Genomic DNA, 15,619 nt, shown 5'->3' with positions numbered 1-15,619 from the left:
TTAAAAATTACAAAAAACTAGATTCAAAATTTTATAATTAATTTTTATCTATCCTGATTAATTATCAATGATTACTAAATATTTAATCTTGAATTTTATTTTACAAGCATTTTTAAATGCTCTATAATAGCGAAATCAGAACATTATTTACATAAGTCAGAGTATCATAATTATGATAGAACAAGTAAAAGTTATTAAGCTCAGTGGTAATTTGAACGCCACAACTTCACAAGATTTTCGACAAAAAATCACTGAGATTCTAGAAATTGGTGCGAAAATTGTGTTAGTTGATTTTAAAGATGTAACATTTATGGATAGCTCAGGTTTGGGAGCTTTAGTATTAGCTTTTAAAACCTTGCGAGCTGCGGATACTAAGCTTGTTCTCTGCTCAATTAATGAGCAAGTCAGGATATTATTTGAACTGACTAATATGGATAAAGTATTTGAAATCTTTCCCAGTCAAGATGCATTTAATCAGGTTTTAGTCTCGAATACGTAATTAATCAAACTTCACTTGCAAAATAGATAAATCATCATCAAAAGCATCTTTGGAGTTCAGAGCTATTAAATAACTGAGCACGCGATCAAGTTGGCTATCAACAGGATCTTGTAAGCTAACTAGTAGCTGAATAAAAGCATCTAAACTCCAAAGAGTGCCGTCTGATTTAGTTATTTCATAAGCACCATCACTAAAAATATAAAGGGTACTAAATTCTTCGATATTGCAAAACCCATCAATATATTTTGCCTCTGGAAACATGCCAACTGGCATACCAGGGGTTTTCAATAGTTTAACTTCAGACTTTCTTGGAGATGTGCCAGTTACTAAAACTGCTGGTGGATGACCTGCACTAGCATAAATTAACTGGTGGTTGATTCGGTTGTAAACTCCATACCAAATCGTAAAGTATTTATCATTTTGATAATCCATCTGAAAAGTATCATTTAAAGCCTTCAATACATCACTAGGCTGATAGTAATCGAGACTTTTGAGCGCACGGGAACGCAGCAGATTCAGCACTGAAACAGAGGGAAGAGTCGCTTTTAGTCCATGTCCGGCAGTATCGAGCAAGTAAATTGCTAGATAGTCATTATCGAGCCAATAGTAATCAAAACAGTCACCGCCAAGTTGTCGTGAGGGAATGAATCGGAAATTTATATTGAAGGGTTCAGTCATAGAAAGAGGTAGCAGCGATCGCACATATTCTGCTGCTTCTGACATTTCTGATTCTAGAAGCAACTTTTGAGCCTGCAAATCTCTACTCAACTGATGCAGGCGTAATCCCGCTCTTACCCGTGCTTGTAATTCATTATGCTCAATAGGTTTAGAGATAAAATCATCAGCACCAGCATCTAGACCTTTGACGCAATCGGCAACGGAATCTAAGGATGTTAATAAAATAAAAAATGTGGTAGAAAATTTGCTGTCTGCCTTAATGCGGTGGCAAACTTCCAGACCATTCAACCCCGGCATGATCCAATCACAAATAATTAGTGCTGGACGATAAGCTAGTGCCTTTTCTATTCCTTCCTCGCCGCTACTGGCAGTAACTACTTCATAACCTTGTTTTTCCAACATCCTTTTCAGGAGTATTTTTATTGAATAGTCGTCATCAATTATTAGTATTTGAAACATATAAATTTGTTGAAAACACTTATTAATAATTTTTTGTCAAAATAGAAAATAAAAATATGATATGAGCTAATAAGCTAGTAGTATCAATACAGAGATGCTGCTATAGCGCTGATTGTACCCTGCGGGTACTGCTTCTCCCTTCTCTACGAGACGCTTTGCGAAGGCGTTAGCCTCTCCCTTTGGGAGAAGGGGAGACGCTAGCGCCAACGGAGAACTCGTAGAGTAGTCGCTACGCGTCTATGTATGCAATAGACTTTGACTCCTCTCTCTTTTTAAAAGAGAGTATCCTCCGTTGTAGCAACAGACGTAAAGAGTTGAGGGTTTGGTCTTTATTAAACTCAAATTAGAAGCACTATAACTCATTTCTATTTACTCATCGAATTTACAACTGTTTAGTTTAACAGTCATAAAATACAGCAGATTGCAAGTAAGTAAGGTACAAAATCCAGGACTGATTTATCAGATATAAAGAGTTTCTCCCCCTGCTCCCCTGCCCCTCTGCCCCCCTGCCTCAAAACCCGTAACTTTGTACTTCATGCAAATCAAAACTGCTGTATTATGGCGCTCCCAAAGGATTTAGCCATAAAAGAATGTTGCTTTTTAACTGGTTTAAGTCGCGGTATGCTTCTTGCTTGAACCATTGCCCTAAAGCATCAAAGGGGGTAAAAGATGTTCCCGTTTGCCATTTAATATCTTGACCTAAAGGTGTTGTATGATTTCCTGGTAACGTTTGTGCTGTCACCATCTCATCAAAACGTTCTTGTAAGATTTTAGTTAAAGCTACCGATTGATCGATGGTGTCATTACTAAATTTTATTAATAAATTGCGCCGGATATTGTAACGTTCTTGGACAAGTTTGTTAGTTTCCAACGGCGAGGGGGTAAATTCGATTTTCAAAGTAGAATTGAACTGCTCTACTAGAGGGATAGCTTCTTTAGCGGCATAATTGTTGAAGGATATTAAAATATTGCCTGCACGTTCTACTTTAAAAAGGCTACCAATCAGCAGGTGGAGTTTACAGCCCATACTGTGTCCAACGCCGTAAATGGGAAAGTAAAGCTTGCGTAATGCCCCAGAATCATGCAATCGTTCGAGGGTGCGGTCAAAGTTTAACAGCACGGATTTAGCGATCGCAGTATGATCTAATGTGTTCACAAAAGGCGTAGCAATTACAACATAACCTTTGCTTGCCAGTTGTTCGAGTAACCAGCGATAAGTAATGTGCGGTGCAGTGGCGACAAATGCACCTCCTAAAAAATGAACGATACCTATGGGATTTTGGGGAATGATTACCCAGTTCCCTCTAATTTCTTTCCAGTCCATACGGATAAGCGATCGCTTTACAATTATTCTTTATGTTAGACCGGAGATCGCAACGGTGGGAAGGATTATGGAAAAAGCCATTGAAAATATCCTACTAAGCTGTCGCGCCTACAAGTTGCACTATTTTCATTGTCAATAAAAGCTGCAAACCCTCACCCTTGCTCCCTACCCCCTGCCCCCCTGCGGTCTCAATGTGCTTTCTTAAATGCTTAACAGCTTAGTAGTGTCTATGGACTTATCGGCAGCACCTACGCTTTCTCCAACTCTTACTGAATTCTGAGTGAATTCAGGAGTGCTTTCTAAATTACCATTATAAAACTTAATTATGAATTACGAATTATCTTAACGTTGAGTCTGTAATCTTTTCATCTCGTATTGCACATCTAATGCAATTTGTAATGCTTCATTGAGTAACCTTCCATGCTCAGTAGCCTCCTCTGTTACTTGCATAGCTGTTAAAGTTGCTAAATTGTTGACAAATAGTTCTGTATTACTCAGGATAAAATTCTTATTCTCTCTTAAAATTCTTTCTGTCTTCAAAGCACGAACTAAATCAGCTTTGGTGAGTTTAAGTGCTTCAAGCACACCCTCTCTTTCGTTTATAGTCACTTCTGGATTCCCAGCTTCTTCTATTTGGTCATTGATATCTATAACTCTAATCACAGTATTATATCTATTAACCTCCTTTAAAAGGATTTGTAGAGATTTTGTCATATTAGCTTTAACAATTTTACTTCTACTTTTCCAGATTAAATATAAGATAGTTTGTGTTAGACCACCAACCCAAAGACCTAAGAAAATTAATAATATCCAAGATGGGATTGTTATCCATGTAACAAACATTTTAATAATTACATCAAAGAAAATATATACAAAAATAAATGTAGAAAATCCAATAAAAACTACAGTTGCTCCTTCAGAGCTTTTAAGCTTTTGTATATATATATATGCTAATCTCTTGAGAGGATTTGTAATGATTAAAAGTTCCCCATTGACAGGTAAATTAGTCAGCTTTTGCAGATCATCTTGACTAATTTCTAAATCCTGTAAATCATCCCGCACAGCTTTTCAACCTTTGCCAGAATAGTTATTTAATCTAATATAGCAATCAAATTTCTAGAATGCTGGCATTTTGTCTAAACTTTTTTTTGGTAAGTTAATACTTATAGGCAATGTCAAAAAATTTTGTACAATATGATACTCTTTTGCCAACATAACTATTTACAGCATAATTCAGAATTTAGGAGTAAAACAGGCGTTATACCTGGGTAACAGACTTAGCTTATGTACCTCACCAACTTAAAATCTGTTGTATACTATAGCAATCCTAAATTATTTGTGATAAACCAGATCCCCGACTTATTTAAGAAATTGGGTATCTGTGGGTTGCAATTTTCACAAATCAAATCGGATTGCTATGTAATAGTTAGGATAAAAAAACAAATTAATTGCCTGTAAATAGAATCGCAAGGCAACAGGTTATTTAATAATGGAAAAGTCCGCAAAAACGGACTTTATTTGTTGAGTTATAAATAATCGTGTATTAGTCGTTACATTAGCTTTGCTTTGGAGAAGGTTGTTTCTGTTTTGAAACACTAGGCTGAGGGTTTAAAAATGGGGGGATGGGACAGTCTAGCATCATGGCGATCGCTCTGAGTAAATCTGCTTCTGAATGAGTAACTTTATTATCTAATAGTACCGTGTGGGCACATGCATCAACAATAGCCTGTTTGAGTTTGGGAGTGGCAAGACGTAAACGCTCAATACTTTTCTTTAGTTCAGTAAAATTACAACTTAATGGTATTTCTGGTTTTTCTTGCTCTCCGGCTTTGGGAAGTCGAAAAACTCCAGAACGAAAAGCATAGGCGATGTCTTCAGTAGACGCATCAGGTTGGGAGTGTCCGACACGGGCAATTACGGACAATACTAATAGACTATCTGGCCAAATCTGTTCGATGGAGGTGAATTCTACGGTTGTAGTAGATATGGGATTTATACTAGGTTGAAGACGATACCACAGTATTAACTGCAACACAAAATGCCACAGCGATAAACTTCCGGTGGCTACAACTAAACCGTGGACGCATTTGCACAGCCTTTGGCATTCTTTAGCAGAGTTTTGGCGCAATACGGGTACTGCCAAATCCACAAGTGGTAAGCGAATTCTGGGATCTAACTGATTAATTTCACTACTTAGTTGTAGGGTTTTGTCTACCAAATCAGCAGGCTGCACCTCGCGTAACCAAGCAATTTGACGTTCTTGAATTTGGAGATTTTCTGTATCTAACGTTAAGGCAAAAGCGATCGCCATTGCACTTTGCTGCTGCCGCGCACCCAAACGCAAAGATTCTGGTAACTGCAATAACAGCACTTGAGTATGGGTAAAATGCTCTGGTGTAACGCTTCCCACTTGGTTTACAACCTGTTCTGGTGTGGCGCTGTCACCACCAGCAAAGCCCATTGTGAGCGATTCCTGGGAAGAGGAACGCATTTGATTGCGAGATGGCATTGTTGGCAAATTGCTGACGTTCAAACCTCCAACACGACGGATACGTTCTGCTAAGGGTGGGTGAGTAGAAAACATATTTTCCCAGAAAGAGGGGTTGAGGGCATTGCCAAAAAACATGTGGCTAGCGGCTTCTGCTCCGGGCGATATCAAGCGTGAATCCATCTGTTGGAGTTTTTGGAAGACTCCGTTAAGTCCGTTAGGGTTGCGAGTGAACTGTACAGCTGAAGCATCAGCGAGAAATTCGTGTTGGCGAGAGACAGCGGCTTTAATCAAGCGTCCACAAAGTAATCCGATACCGCCAATTGCCATTAGTGCTAAACCAAAAGCCCACAAAGGCAAACCCTTGTCTTCGCGGGAAGTACCACGAAGGCGCAACAGCAATTCTCCGGTTAAATAAATGAACAAAATCCCATGCAGCAGTCCCACTAAACGCAAATTTAGCCGCATATCTCCATTGAGAATATGACTGAATTCGTGGCCGATGACTCCTTGTAACTCATCCCGGCTCAAGTGTTCCAAAGTTCCACGGGTAACTCCAATTACAGCATCATTGGGCGTAAATCCGGCAGCAAAAGCATTAATGCTGGTTTCTCTGTCAAGGAGATAAACTTGTGGGACGGAAATACCAGAAGCGATCGCCATTTCCTCGACAATATTTAATAGTTGTCGCCCTTGTTCATCGGCCATCTCTGGTAACAGTAGTCTTCCTCCTAACTCTTGGGCAATTACGCTTCCGCCCTGTCTCAGACAGGCAATTTTGTACAAACTTCCTACTGCGATCGCAATTATTGTAATCCCAGCCACGTAGAGAAATAACCCTGGATGCCACCAAATCCGAGGAGCCATGCGAAACAGAAATAAACTGGCAATATAAATCGCCATAATCATAACTGCGATCGACAAGGAAAATAATCCGATTAATTGTTGCGTATTTTGGCGTGCCCGATCCTGATGTTCAAAGAAATTCATAGACACCTAAAAAGACACGCGTGGAGCATTTCTTATTTCTGGAGTAGCTTCAGGGAGCAATTCTGCAACAGTAAAGTTAAAAGTATTTGCCACCAGGTTGCTAGGGAAAGATTCGCTTTTGGTGTTGTAAAGTGTCACCGCATCATTAAAAGCCTGACGGGCAAAAGCAATCCGGTTTTCGGTGGAAGATAGTTCTTCCATTACCTGAGTCATAGCGCGATCGGCTTTCAATTCTGGATAAGATTCTGAAAGTACCATCAACCGACTTAACGCACCCGTCAGCGCCCCTTCAGCATTGCCCAACTGTTGCATCGCTTGGGGATCTCCAGGATTTTGCGCAGCACGACTGCTAGCATTAATTGCAGAGTTTCGGGCGGCAATAACTGCTTCTAAGGTTTCTCGCTCATGTTTCATGTACCCTTTAGCAGTTTCCACCAAGTTGGGAATTAAATCATAGCGACGCTGTAATTGAACATCGATTTGAGAATAAGCATTTTTGTAACGGTTGCGATACTTAACTAAATCGTTGTAGCTATTAATGATAATCACAGCAACAATGGCAACTAAAGCAACAGAAAATATTAAAAGCCCCATATTTTTAGATTATTTCCATCAGATACTTACTTTTTGCAGATTTACCAATAACGGTAATCCTTATATCCAGCAAAATTTGTGTGGATATAAAGATGAGTCTACTTGTAGCAAGTTGGCTTCGTCGTCTGTAAAATTAGTTACGCAATTTTACTGATGTAGAATTTTTTAAATAACCGCAGAGGCGCAGAGGGAAAGAAATACAAAGACAAGAGAAATAATTTACGACAATTCCAAACTATTTCTGAAGTTTATCATCTCTCTTTTCTCTGTGTACTCTGCGCCTCTGTGGTCGATTAAAAATTGTAGCCAGATATGTCACCCATGAATCTGAATAAATAGGGAATAACCACTGACAGCAAAAATAAAAAGGATGGCGGCAGGAAAAATTACTACATCCCTGACAATAAATAAAATCCAATCTTTTCTTAGTTCTTGTTTAAACTTGAGTTCTCGCAATTTTCGCTCAAGTTCTAAGTCTTCTTGTGATTGCAAGTTTACAGGTGACAAAATTAGCGGATTGTCGCCAATGCTTGCAATTATTTTTGATAAATCTGTTATATCTGTCATGTTGTTTAGATACCAATAATTTCAGTTTCAGGATTTTGGTTATCATCTGCAACCCAGATAGATTTGCCTTTTTAATTAACTTCTATAGCTACTTCTAGTAGTGTGTAGGCATCCAGGTAAGATCATCTCAATATGTTGCGCCAGATTATTTAGTATATTCATAAAGTTCTGGCGAAAATCTAAATTTATTTAAATTCGTTGGGTTTTTGCTTGTGTGTCATTTCTATTTTAGCTACACTTCACGACGTTTCAGGTTCATCAATCAAATCCAATACTTCTTGTTGAATCACTCTCGAACAAAAAATATAGCAGTCGAAGCATAGGTTAGGACTATGTTGGTTGCTGAAACCTTTGATAATACTGAGTTTCTACTCAGCACTCAGTACTCAGCACGGGCTAAACGCACCGCTTCCGCTAACAGCACTTTGCTATATCTAGAGCATCCTGGCGATCTCTCAAGATAATTTAGCGAAAAAAGAGCCAGAGAACTAACTCTCTGGCTCAAAGCTGGAGACAAAAGAATCATCAAATAAGGCTAACTTGGTTAAAAACCTAAATTCTTCCCATGTTATGCAACCCTAAGATAGCTCCCACTCCTAAGATATGACCAAAGGCGGTAGTTGCTAAAAGGGCTGGTAAACCAAAATTACCAAAGAAATTGGCTGAGGGTAGTTTTGGCTCTGCGTTGGGATACTTGATGGTAGATTTGCCAAAGGCAATGGCAATGATATTAGCAATAATCATAATCAGTCCAACTATAGGACTCCATTGCAGAGGTGGGCTTGCAGCAGCGAGTAAGGTTGAGGTCAACACCTGATTTGCTCCTGAGATTTTATTAATGGTTGAAAACATAATCTGAAACTTTCCGAAGCAAATTCAAGAAATTACCCGATTTTGCATCAATATTTAACAATTATTCTTACTACTTAATACAATATGAGTTCAACGCGGTGAGCTGATTGTGGTAGCTAGTTTGAATTTCAATGTCTGAAATAAGTGATTTATTAGTACTTATTTATACTTGTAATAAATTCAGGAGTAAAATACGCTTTATGAAGAAAATTTAGGTTCAAAACCCGACTTCGTCCCGCTACGCTAACGCCCGCAAGTGGCGCGAAAGAATCCTTGTATCCCAAGGTAGGTATAAACCCCACCTGCAAGTGGCGTGGCTGTATTTAATGCGTGAATTTTGAATTGATTCATACCTGGGTAACAGACTTAACTTGTGTACCTCACCAACTTGAAATCTGCTGTAGATAAAAGTGATTCCGATAAAATTATGTCAATGTATTTATAGAAATCTGTGCAGGAGTTATGAACAAAATGATCTCTGATTTTTTGAAGGATACAGCTGAAGTCAGAAATTTAAAGAGCGGATTCACCTTTCGGTAGATTTAGACAGAATCATCAAAACTGTATATTTGGATGTGATAACACATAATTTGTCACAAAACTTCATGCTAAATCAGTAATTTTTAGATCAACAGATGAAATTTTGATTGAATTCTAGTTAATTTGTTCCTTAAGTTCCTCAAAAGCCATGACATCCCCTGAGCCTCAAACTGATTTTGGAGAAAAAGCTCCAGAAACGTCATTTGAGCCACCTTCTGGAAAACGGCGGTGGCTTTGGTTGAGTTTAGCTGCACTCCTATTGTTAGGAGGCGGAGCAACTCTAGTTTGGCGTTTACTCACTCCGCAAAATTCAGCACCTTCAAATGCTAAGGCTCAACCTCAAGGGGTAAGAGTCAAAATATCAACAGTACAAAGTGGCATAATTGAGGAAAGTTCAGATTTTATTGCTAGTCTAAAATCCCTGCGCTCAGTCACCCTCCAGCCGAGAATTCCGGGTCAAGTTACCCAGATACTTGTCAAATCGGGAGATCCAATCGTCGAAGGAGCGGCAATTCTCCAAGTAGATTCTACGCCACAGGCAGCGATCGCGAGGAATAATACTGTACCTCAAGCATTTTTAATGCAACTGGCAAATGCCCGCGCCACACTCAAATCTTTAGAAGCAGAACGACCATCCTATGTTGCGAATGTGCAACTGTATCAGCAGAACTACGAAAAGTTTGTCAGCCTAGCTGAACAAGGAGCCGTGTCTCGACAGACTAGCAATCAGTTTGCTAATCGGCTTGCCAATGCTAAGACTAGTCTGGATGCAATAGATTCCAGGATTCAAGCACAACGAGCCACCATTTTGCAGGCTGAAAAATCTTTGCAGCAATCTAATGTAAATACTCAAACACCACAGCCCCATTCTGACAAAATTACCGCTCCCTTTAGTGGCACTGTTGGCAACATCCCTGTGAAAGTCGGTGATTTAGTTAATACTTCCACACCATTAGTTAATATCACGCAAAATCGACCTTTAGAAGTGAATATCTCTGTACCACTACAGCAAGGGCCTCAATTGCGTAAGGGTATGCCAGTAGAGGTGATGAACACACAAGGTCAAAAGCTTGGTAGAAGTAGAATATTTTTTATTGCACCTAATGCCAGCAATGAAACACAAACGATATTGATTAAAGCACATTTTGACAACACTAACGGTCAGCTACGTGCAGATCAATTGGTGAGAACTAGAGTATTTTGGAATCAGCGCCCCGGAGTTTTAATTCCCACAACAGCAATGACTCGTGTAGGCGGGGACACTTTTGTTTATGTAGTTGAAACAGAGACATCTCCTCAAGGTGTATCCCAACAAGTAGCTCGGCAAAGGCGAGTGAAGCTAGGCGAGATTAAAGGTAATAATTACCAAGTTATTGAAGGATTACAGCCAGAAGATAAAGTTATTATTTCAGGGTTGCTTAATCTTAGGGATGGTGTTGCGATCGTTCCAGAATTTTAATTAAAGGGGAGTAGATAAGGAGGAGCAGGAGAGAAATCTTAATCTTGTCTCCTACTAATCTTCACCCAAAAGCGTTAACTATAGCGATCGCTCTTTGTTGGAGAACTTGTAAAGTAGTCTCTACGTGTCTATGCATGCAATACACGCTGAATTCACTTCCATTCATTTCTCCTAAAAAGAAAGTATTCGTAACATTTTAAGATATAACTCGTTTTGTGAATAGTGATTACGCTAGAAATTATCTATGCTATTGAGTATCTAATTAAGCTTTATACTAAATTTTAAGGCAAGGATGAACGATACTTTTAAATATTCGTAGGCGTAGCTAGTCTTGTCAATGAGACGCTATGCAAAGACATCACAGGCTGGAAATTTACGTTTGCAACCTCGATTTTTACTAAATTTAATCACGATTACTTATTGACAAATGGTTAATGACTTTACCCTGTCACCAATGAGTAAAAGTAAGCAATTGACTTGATTACATAACAAAGGTAAACAATTATTATGTCAGGGAAAATCATCCAATCTAAATGTGGTTTAGTTTTAACTTGTTTACTTGGACAGATAATGTTGTTGGCTGCGCCAGTACAAGCTGGAGTGGAGGGCAAAAGTTATAATGTCAATCTTAAGTCAAGTCAGGGAGATAATTTTACTGCTTGTTTTGAATTTAACGCCGATGGTAGCAGCCTACGCTTTGTTGGGCTAGACGCTACTTATAGCCGCACAAATCTAGGTCAGGCTCAGAGAAATTGGCAAGCAGTCACAAATCCAACTTTAGAAGAAAGTATCGCACTTAGCGGTGAAGTAAGAGGAGACTTGGTTCCAGCTCGGAGGATAAGTGGTAATGCTATCAATTCCAACGGCACTACTTATACATTTAATGGAACACGCTTATCTGAGCCAACATGTCCGCAGTTTTTGATTCAAGGAGAAGGTCAAGAAAACCCCTTCTTTAGATAATTTAATCTATGCAGATTTGATCGACCAGATGAGCTTTTGGTTAACGAAGACAGACAATTTATAAAAGATGTTTGTAGACTATGGTCACTCAATTTTAGATTTTGGATTTACGATAGCGTTCGCAAACAGCGTCTCGTAGAGAAGCTCCTTCTCAAGGAGAGGCTGCACCAACGAGTCCGCGTACTCTGTAAGAGTTGCAAGCTACGCGTAGCGTCTTGTAGAGAGCGTCTTTGGATTAACCTTTCCTTATAAAGAAGATGCTTAAATATTGAAAAGTTTTGTTTTTTTCTCCGTAAACAGAGAGGCTTGAAACCGTTTTTTGGATTCTAGATTTAGATTTAATCCAAAATCCAAAATCTAAAATCCTTGCATTGTCTCGGTCAAGACAATACCTGTGTGATCAGCACTTAAATTCTGTCAGGTTCGGTAGGGCGTAGTTTACTGTCTTAGGCATCGCGTTTAGCTCAAAGAACACTCAGAAAGTCAATTTAGCTCAACATATTCAACAATATTCGCCAAGCCGTAGCAAATCTTAATCTGCTGTGAAAATGCCGCCAAGAGGCCACGTATCCTCACCTTTTGCAAAGTATAGCAAAGTGCTGTTAGCGGAAGCGGGGCGTTTAGCCCGTGCTGAGTAAAAACCCAGTAATTTCAAGGTTTTGAGCAATCACCAATGTCCTAACTGCCTTGGCGGTTGCTATATTTTCATTTCTCCCGCCTGAGAGTTACTTAAATTCGCTGGCGGGATTTCGGCTGGAATGAAGTCGAGAGTTTTAGCAGCGATCGCTAAATTTAACCTTGGAATACTACTGTAAGAGCAGATAATCACTTTAGTTAACCAAAATAACTCAATTAATCTATGGCATCAATAGCCGGAAAAGTTGCAATTATTACTGGTGCATCGCGGGGAATTGGACGAGCGATCGCACTAAAATTAGCTGGTAACGGCGCATCTATTGTCGTCAACTATGCAGGTAATGCAGGCAAAGCACAAGAAGTTGTTGCAGAAATTGAAAAGTTGGGAGTAGAGGCAGTTGCTATTCAAGCTGATATTAGCAAAGTGCCCGACATCCAAAGGTTATTTGAGCAAACACTTGAACGCTTTGGTAAAATCGATATTTTGGTCAATAATGCCGGAATCGCCTTTTATAAACCAATTACTGAGGTGACAGAAGAAGATTTCGACGCGATTTTTGCCATTAATGTCAAAGGCACTTATTTTGCTTGTCAACAAGCCGCGCAACATATATCAGAAGGCGGACGGATTATCAACTTTTCTTCTTCAACTACGGTGATGATGCTGCCAACTTATAGTGCCTATGTAGGAACCAAGGGTGCTGTTGAACAAATTACGCGGGTACTAGCTAAAGAATTGGGTGCAAAAGCGATCGCAGTTAATGTTATTTCTCCTGGCCCCACCGATACAGAACTATTCCGAGAAGGTAAAACACAAGAACAGATAGATCGTTTAGCCCAAATGGCTGCTTTTAATAAACTCGGAGATGTGCAAGAAATCGCCGATGTAGTAGCGTTTCTCGCTAGCGATGAAGCTAGGTGGATCACTGGGCAAAATATTCGTGTCAACGGTGGAATCGCGTGAGAAAAAGCTCTCCTGATGAAAGCAATATTCCCCGTTTCAAAACCTCAGCCAGTAATGTGCAATGCCGTAATAGAAATTTAAGTCATGAATTCCAATATCAATCTTTTCACACCAGTTCAGCTTGGCCCTTACACCCTACCAAACCGGATTGTAATGGCACCGATGACGCGTTTGCGGGCAATTGCAAGCATCCCTAACTCGCTAATGGCAACTTACTACACCCAACGCGCTAGTGCGGGGCTGATCGTTACTGAATGTACAATGGTTTCACCTCTGAGTTTAGGATACATTAACTGTCCAGGAATTTACTCAGAAGAACAAGTGGCAGGATGGCGGTTGACAACTAATGCAGTACACGAACAAGGGGGGAGAATTTTTTTGCAACTTTGGCATTCTGGGAGAGTTTCTCACTCGGCTTTACTTGGTGGAGAGTTGCCAGTTGCTCCTAGTGCGATCGCTGGGATTGGCTCACTCCACACACCTATAGGTAAAGTATCTTTGGAAACTCCCCGCGCTTTAGAAACCCCAGAAATTTCCGAGATTGTTGAACAATTTTGCAAAGGTGCCGAAAATGCCTTGGCGGCTGGTTTTGATGGGATTGAACTTCACGGTGCATTTGGCTATTTAATCGACCAATTCCTCCAAGATGGCTCGAACCAGCGTACAGATGAGTATGGCGGCTCCATAGAAAAGCGTAGCCGATTCCTCTTAGAAGTTGTGGAAGCAGTCGCTAGCGTTTGGGGTGCAAACCGGGTTGGGATCAAACTTTCGCCAAGTAACACTTTTTATGGAATGAATGATTCCAACCCTCAAGAAACTTTTGGTTATGCGATCAATGCTCTTAACACCTTTGGACTTGCCTATCTTCACCTGATGGAACCGAACGAAGTCGATTTAGCAACCCGCGAAGTCATGAACCCTGTTACACCCTACTTCCGCCAAGTATTCCAAGGTACTTTGATTACCAATGGTGGCTATGATCGCCCCACAGGAGATAGTATTCTTACTAGTGGTAATGCAGATTTAGTTTCTTTTGGCAAGTTATATCTTGCTAATCCTGACTTACCAAAACGCTTAGAACTTAACGCACATTTGAACACCCCAGATCCAAAAACATTTTATGCCCCTGACGCCACAGGATACACCGACTACCCATTTTTAGAACTTCAGACCACATAAAGGAATCACAGTCATCTCTAAATCAAAAATATAATTTGTCAGTTGCAAAACTTTTCGGTTTTATATTTTAGGACTTACGCAAAAATCGCCCAAAAGCTTAATTTGTCGAACCACCAACTCTTGGAGAGGCTTCCACCAATGCGTAGCGTCTTGTAGAGTTGACGCCAAGAACGCCTTCTCTGCGAGAGGCTCCGCCAACGCGTAGCGTCTCGTTAGAGAAGAACGCCTTTCCTTCCCTACGGGACGCTACGCGAACGCGCAGCGTCTTGTACAGCGCAAACGCATCTAAATATTGACGAGCCTGAATCAGGGTGAAATACACAAAAACTCAAACTACATAAGGCTTTCAGAAAAATAAATTTCACTTTGTATGGAAATGATAATCATTACGAGGGGGGAGTTAGAGGCAGCCAACAGCTGCCTGAATTTTCACGGTCAGTTCTCAAGTCAAATACATGGTGTACAAGGCTTGAATAGTAATTTGAAAGCAATCGCCCCATCACTCAGCAAACGGACTGCGATCGAGCATTTGATTCCAACTTGATGAAACAAAGCCATGAACGCAACTTCGTCCCACTTCTGCTAGCCAGGTAAAAGCGGTGGTATGCGGCTTACGTTTGACTTGTGATACTAACAATTCAGTCATTGCTGCATTAAAGCCGAATCGAGGATACGCATCCAGCACTTGCTCGACTGTTTCTGGTAAAATGTCAGCCATTCGGATGCCTAACACGTCTGCACTTGCTCCCAGATGCACCAAAGCAATTTCGGGCTGTTTGCGCGAAGCAATTCCAAGGGATGTGTGAAGGGCGACCGCGTCCCAAACGATTTCTGCCTTTTCGTCTGATAGTCCATGCTCCAGAACAAAAGCCTGTGCTGCGTCTGCACCATCCACTTCAAATCGCTGTTCCCCATCAAAGCGATCGCTTAGTCCCAAGTCGTGCAGCACCGCACCGAGATACAGCAGTTCGCGATCGCACTTCAGTCCATCCCGTTGACCAAGCAAATCGCCAAAGAGAAATGTGCGAATACAGTGGTTACACAAAAAAGTGGGTGACACTTCTGCAACCAGTTGAGTTGCTTTCTGACAAATCTCGCTGTTTGGAATTGAGTGATGAATTGAGGACATGTGTGTTTCCTTATTTGATGAATCAACAGTTTCAACATCAAAATTGGTTGAAGTTACGTTGTGAGAGCCGCGCCCAAAGCGCTCTATAAAGGTGGCTCTCAGAAAGTGACCGAAACAGTGCTGAGTAACTCGGCTTAGAGTAAAAAAAGTAATAATCGCACTCAGCACAAAAGGTCTGAAGCCCCAACATGCGGTATGGAAAAACAAAAAAAGATTTATTTCGATAGCGCAGCGTTAGCGAGTCATTAGACCTATCCGAAATATAAATACGGCATAAAAAAGTGGTAGAAGAATAAAA

The 15,619-nt window shown here is 40.3% G+C and carries 15 protein-coding genes; 6 read left to right on the top strand and 9 right to left on the bottom strand.

Annotated elements, in window-relative coordinates:
- Positions 1-172: 172 nt before the first annotated feature.
- On the top strand, positions 173-499 hold the full coding sequence (locus RMY63_RS26700; protein ID WP_322731590.1) for an STAS domain-containing protein: 327 nt from the start codon (positions 173-175) through the stop codon (positions 497-499).
- On the opposite strand, the gene RMY63_RS26695 is transcribed toward RMY63_RS26700, so the two are convergent.
- The 6 genes from RMY63_RS26695 to RMY63_RS26670 form a co-directional block, all read right to left on the bottom strand.
- Entirely contained in the window at positions 500-1,636 is a 1,137-nt protein-coding gene (locus RMY63_RS26695) for a PP2C family protein-serine/threonine phosphatase (protein ID WP_322731589.1), read from the bottom strand.
- A gap of 556 nt (positions 1,637-2,192) precedes the next feature.
- Positions 2,193-2,960 carry a DUF1350 family protein gene (locus RMY63_RS26690; protein WP_322731588.1) on the bottom strand — a complete coding sequence of 256 codons (768 nt, stop codon included), beginning with the start codon at positions 2,958-2,960 and terminating at the stop codon, positions 2,193-2,195.
- Between the two features lie 342 nt (positions 2,961-3,302).
- Positions 3,303-4,022 carry a hypothetical protein gene (locus RMY63_RS26685; protein ID WP_322731587.1) on the bottom strand — a complete coding sequence of 240 codons (720 nt, stop codon included), beginning with the start codon at positions 4,020-4,022 and terminating at the stop codon, positions 3,303-3,305.
- Between the two features lie 493 nt (positions 4,023-4,515).
- A complete protein-coding gene (locus tag RMY63_RS26680) occupies positions 4,516-6,438 on the bottom strand; it encodes a M48 family metallopeptidase (protein ID WP_322731586.1) in 1,923 nt (640 codons plus the stop codon).
- Positions 6,439-6,444: 6 nt separating this feature from the next.
- The gene (locus RMY63_RS26675) at positions 6,445-7,032 is read right to left on the bottom strand and encodes a LemA family protein (RefSeq protein WP_118169528.1); all 588 of its coding nucleotides are present in this window, start codon (positions 7,030-7,032) and stop codon (positions 6,445-6,447) included.
- 315 nt (positions 7,033-7,347) lie between these two features.
- Complete coding sequence (locus RMY63_RS26670) at positions 7,348-7,599, bottom strand: hypothetical protein (protein ID WP_322731585.1); 252 nt, start codon at positions 7,597-7,599, stop codon at positions 7,348-7,350.
- Positions 7,600-7,931: 332 nt separating this feature from the next.
- Here RMY63_RS26670 and RMY63_RS26665 point away from each other — a divergent pair, with 332 nt between their 5' ends.
- On the top strand, positions 7,932-8,063 hold the full coding sequence (locus tag RMY63_RS26665) for a hypothetical protein (protein WP_322731584.1): 132 nt from the start codon (positions 7,932-7,934) through the stop codon (positions 8,061-8,063).
- Positions 8,064-8,151: 88 nt separating this feature from the next.
- On the opposite strand, the gene psaK is transcribed toward RMY63_RS26665, so the two are convergent.
- Positions 8,152-8,412, bottom strand: a complete 261-nt coding sequence (psaK, locus tag RMY63_RS26660) for a photosystem I reaction center subunit PsaK (protein WP_322731626.1) — start codon at positions 8,410-8,412, stop codon at positions 8,152-8,154.
- Between the two features lie 727 nt (positions 8,413-9,139).
- Between psaK and RMY63_RS26655 the strand changes: the two genes are divergently transcribed.
- Positions 9,140-10,450: an efflux RND transporter periplasmic adaptor subunit gene (locus RMY63_RS26655; RefSeq protein WP_322731583.1), complete on the top strand. Its 1,311-nt coding sequence runs from the start codon at positions 9,140-9,142 to the stop codon at positions 10,448-10,450.
- 507 nt (positions 10,451-10,957) lie between these two features.
- A complete protein-coding gene (locus RMY63_RS26650; RefSeq protein WP_322731582.1) occupies positions 10,958-11,413 on the top strand; it encodes a hypothetical protein in 456 nt (151 codons plus the stop codon).
- Positions 11,414-12,110: 697 nt separating this feature from the next.
- On the opposite strand, the gene RMY63_RS26645 is transcribed toward RMY63_RS26650, so the two are convergent.
- Positions 12,111-12,242, bottom strand: coding sequence for a hypothetical protein (locus RMY63_RS26645; RefSeq protein ID WP_322731581.1), 132 nt, complete (start codon positions 12,240-12,242; stop codon positions 12,111-12,113).
- A gap of 30 nt (positions 12,243-12,272) precedes the next feature.
- On the opposite strand from RMY63_RS26645, the gene RMY63_RS26640 reads away from it, so the two are divergent.
- Complete coding sequence (locus RMY63_RS26640; protein WP_322731580.1) at positions 12,273-13,013, top strand: SDR family oxidoreductase; 741 nt, start codon at positions 12,273-12,275, stop codon at positions 13,011-13,013.
- Positions 13,014-13,097: 84 nt separating this feature from the next.
- The gene (locus RMY63_RS26635) at positions 13,098-14,192 is read left to right on the top strand and encodes an alkene reductase (RefSeq protein WP_322731579.1); all 1,095 of its coding nucleotides are present in this window, start codon (positions 13,098-13,100) and stop codon (positions 14,190-14,192) included.
- Between the two features lie 499 nt (positions 14,193-14,691).
- Here the strand turns inward: RMY63_RS26635 and RMY63_RS26630 are convergent, their stop codons facing one another.
- Positions 14,692-15,321, bottom strand: a complete 630-nt coding sequence (locus RMY63_RS26630) for an HD domain-containing protein (protein ID WP_322731578.1) — start codon at positions 15,319-15,321, stop codon at positions 14,692-14,694.
- Positions 15,322-15,619: the final 298 nt, after the last annotated feature.

This window comes from Nostoc sp. ChiQUE01b (assembly GCF_034531255.1).
GTDB lineage: Bacteria > Cyanobacteriota > Cyanobacteriia > Cyanobacteriales > Nostocaceae > Nostoc.
This window is presented reverse-complemented; position numbering and strand designations above follow the sequence as displayed.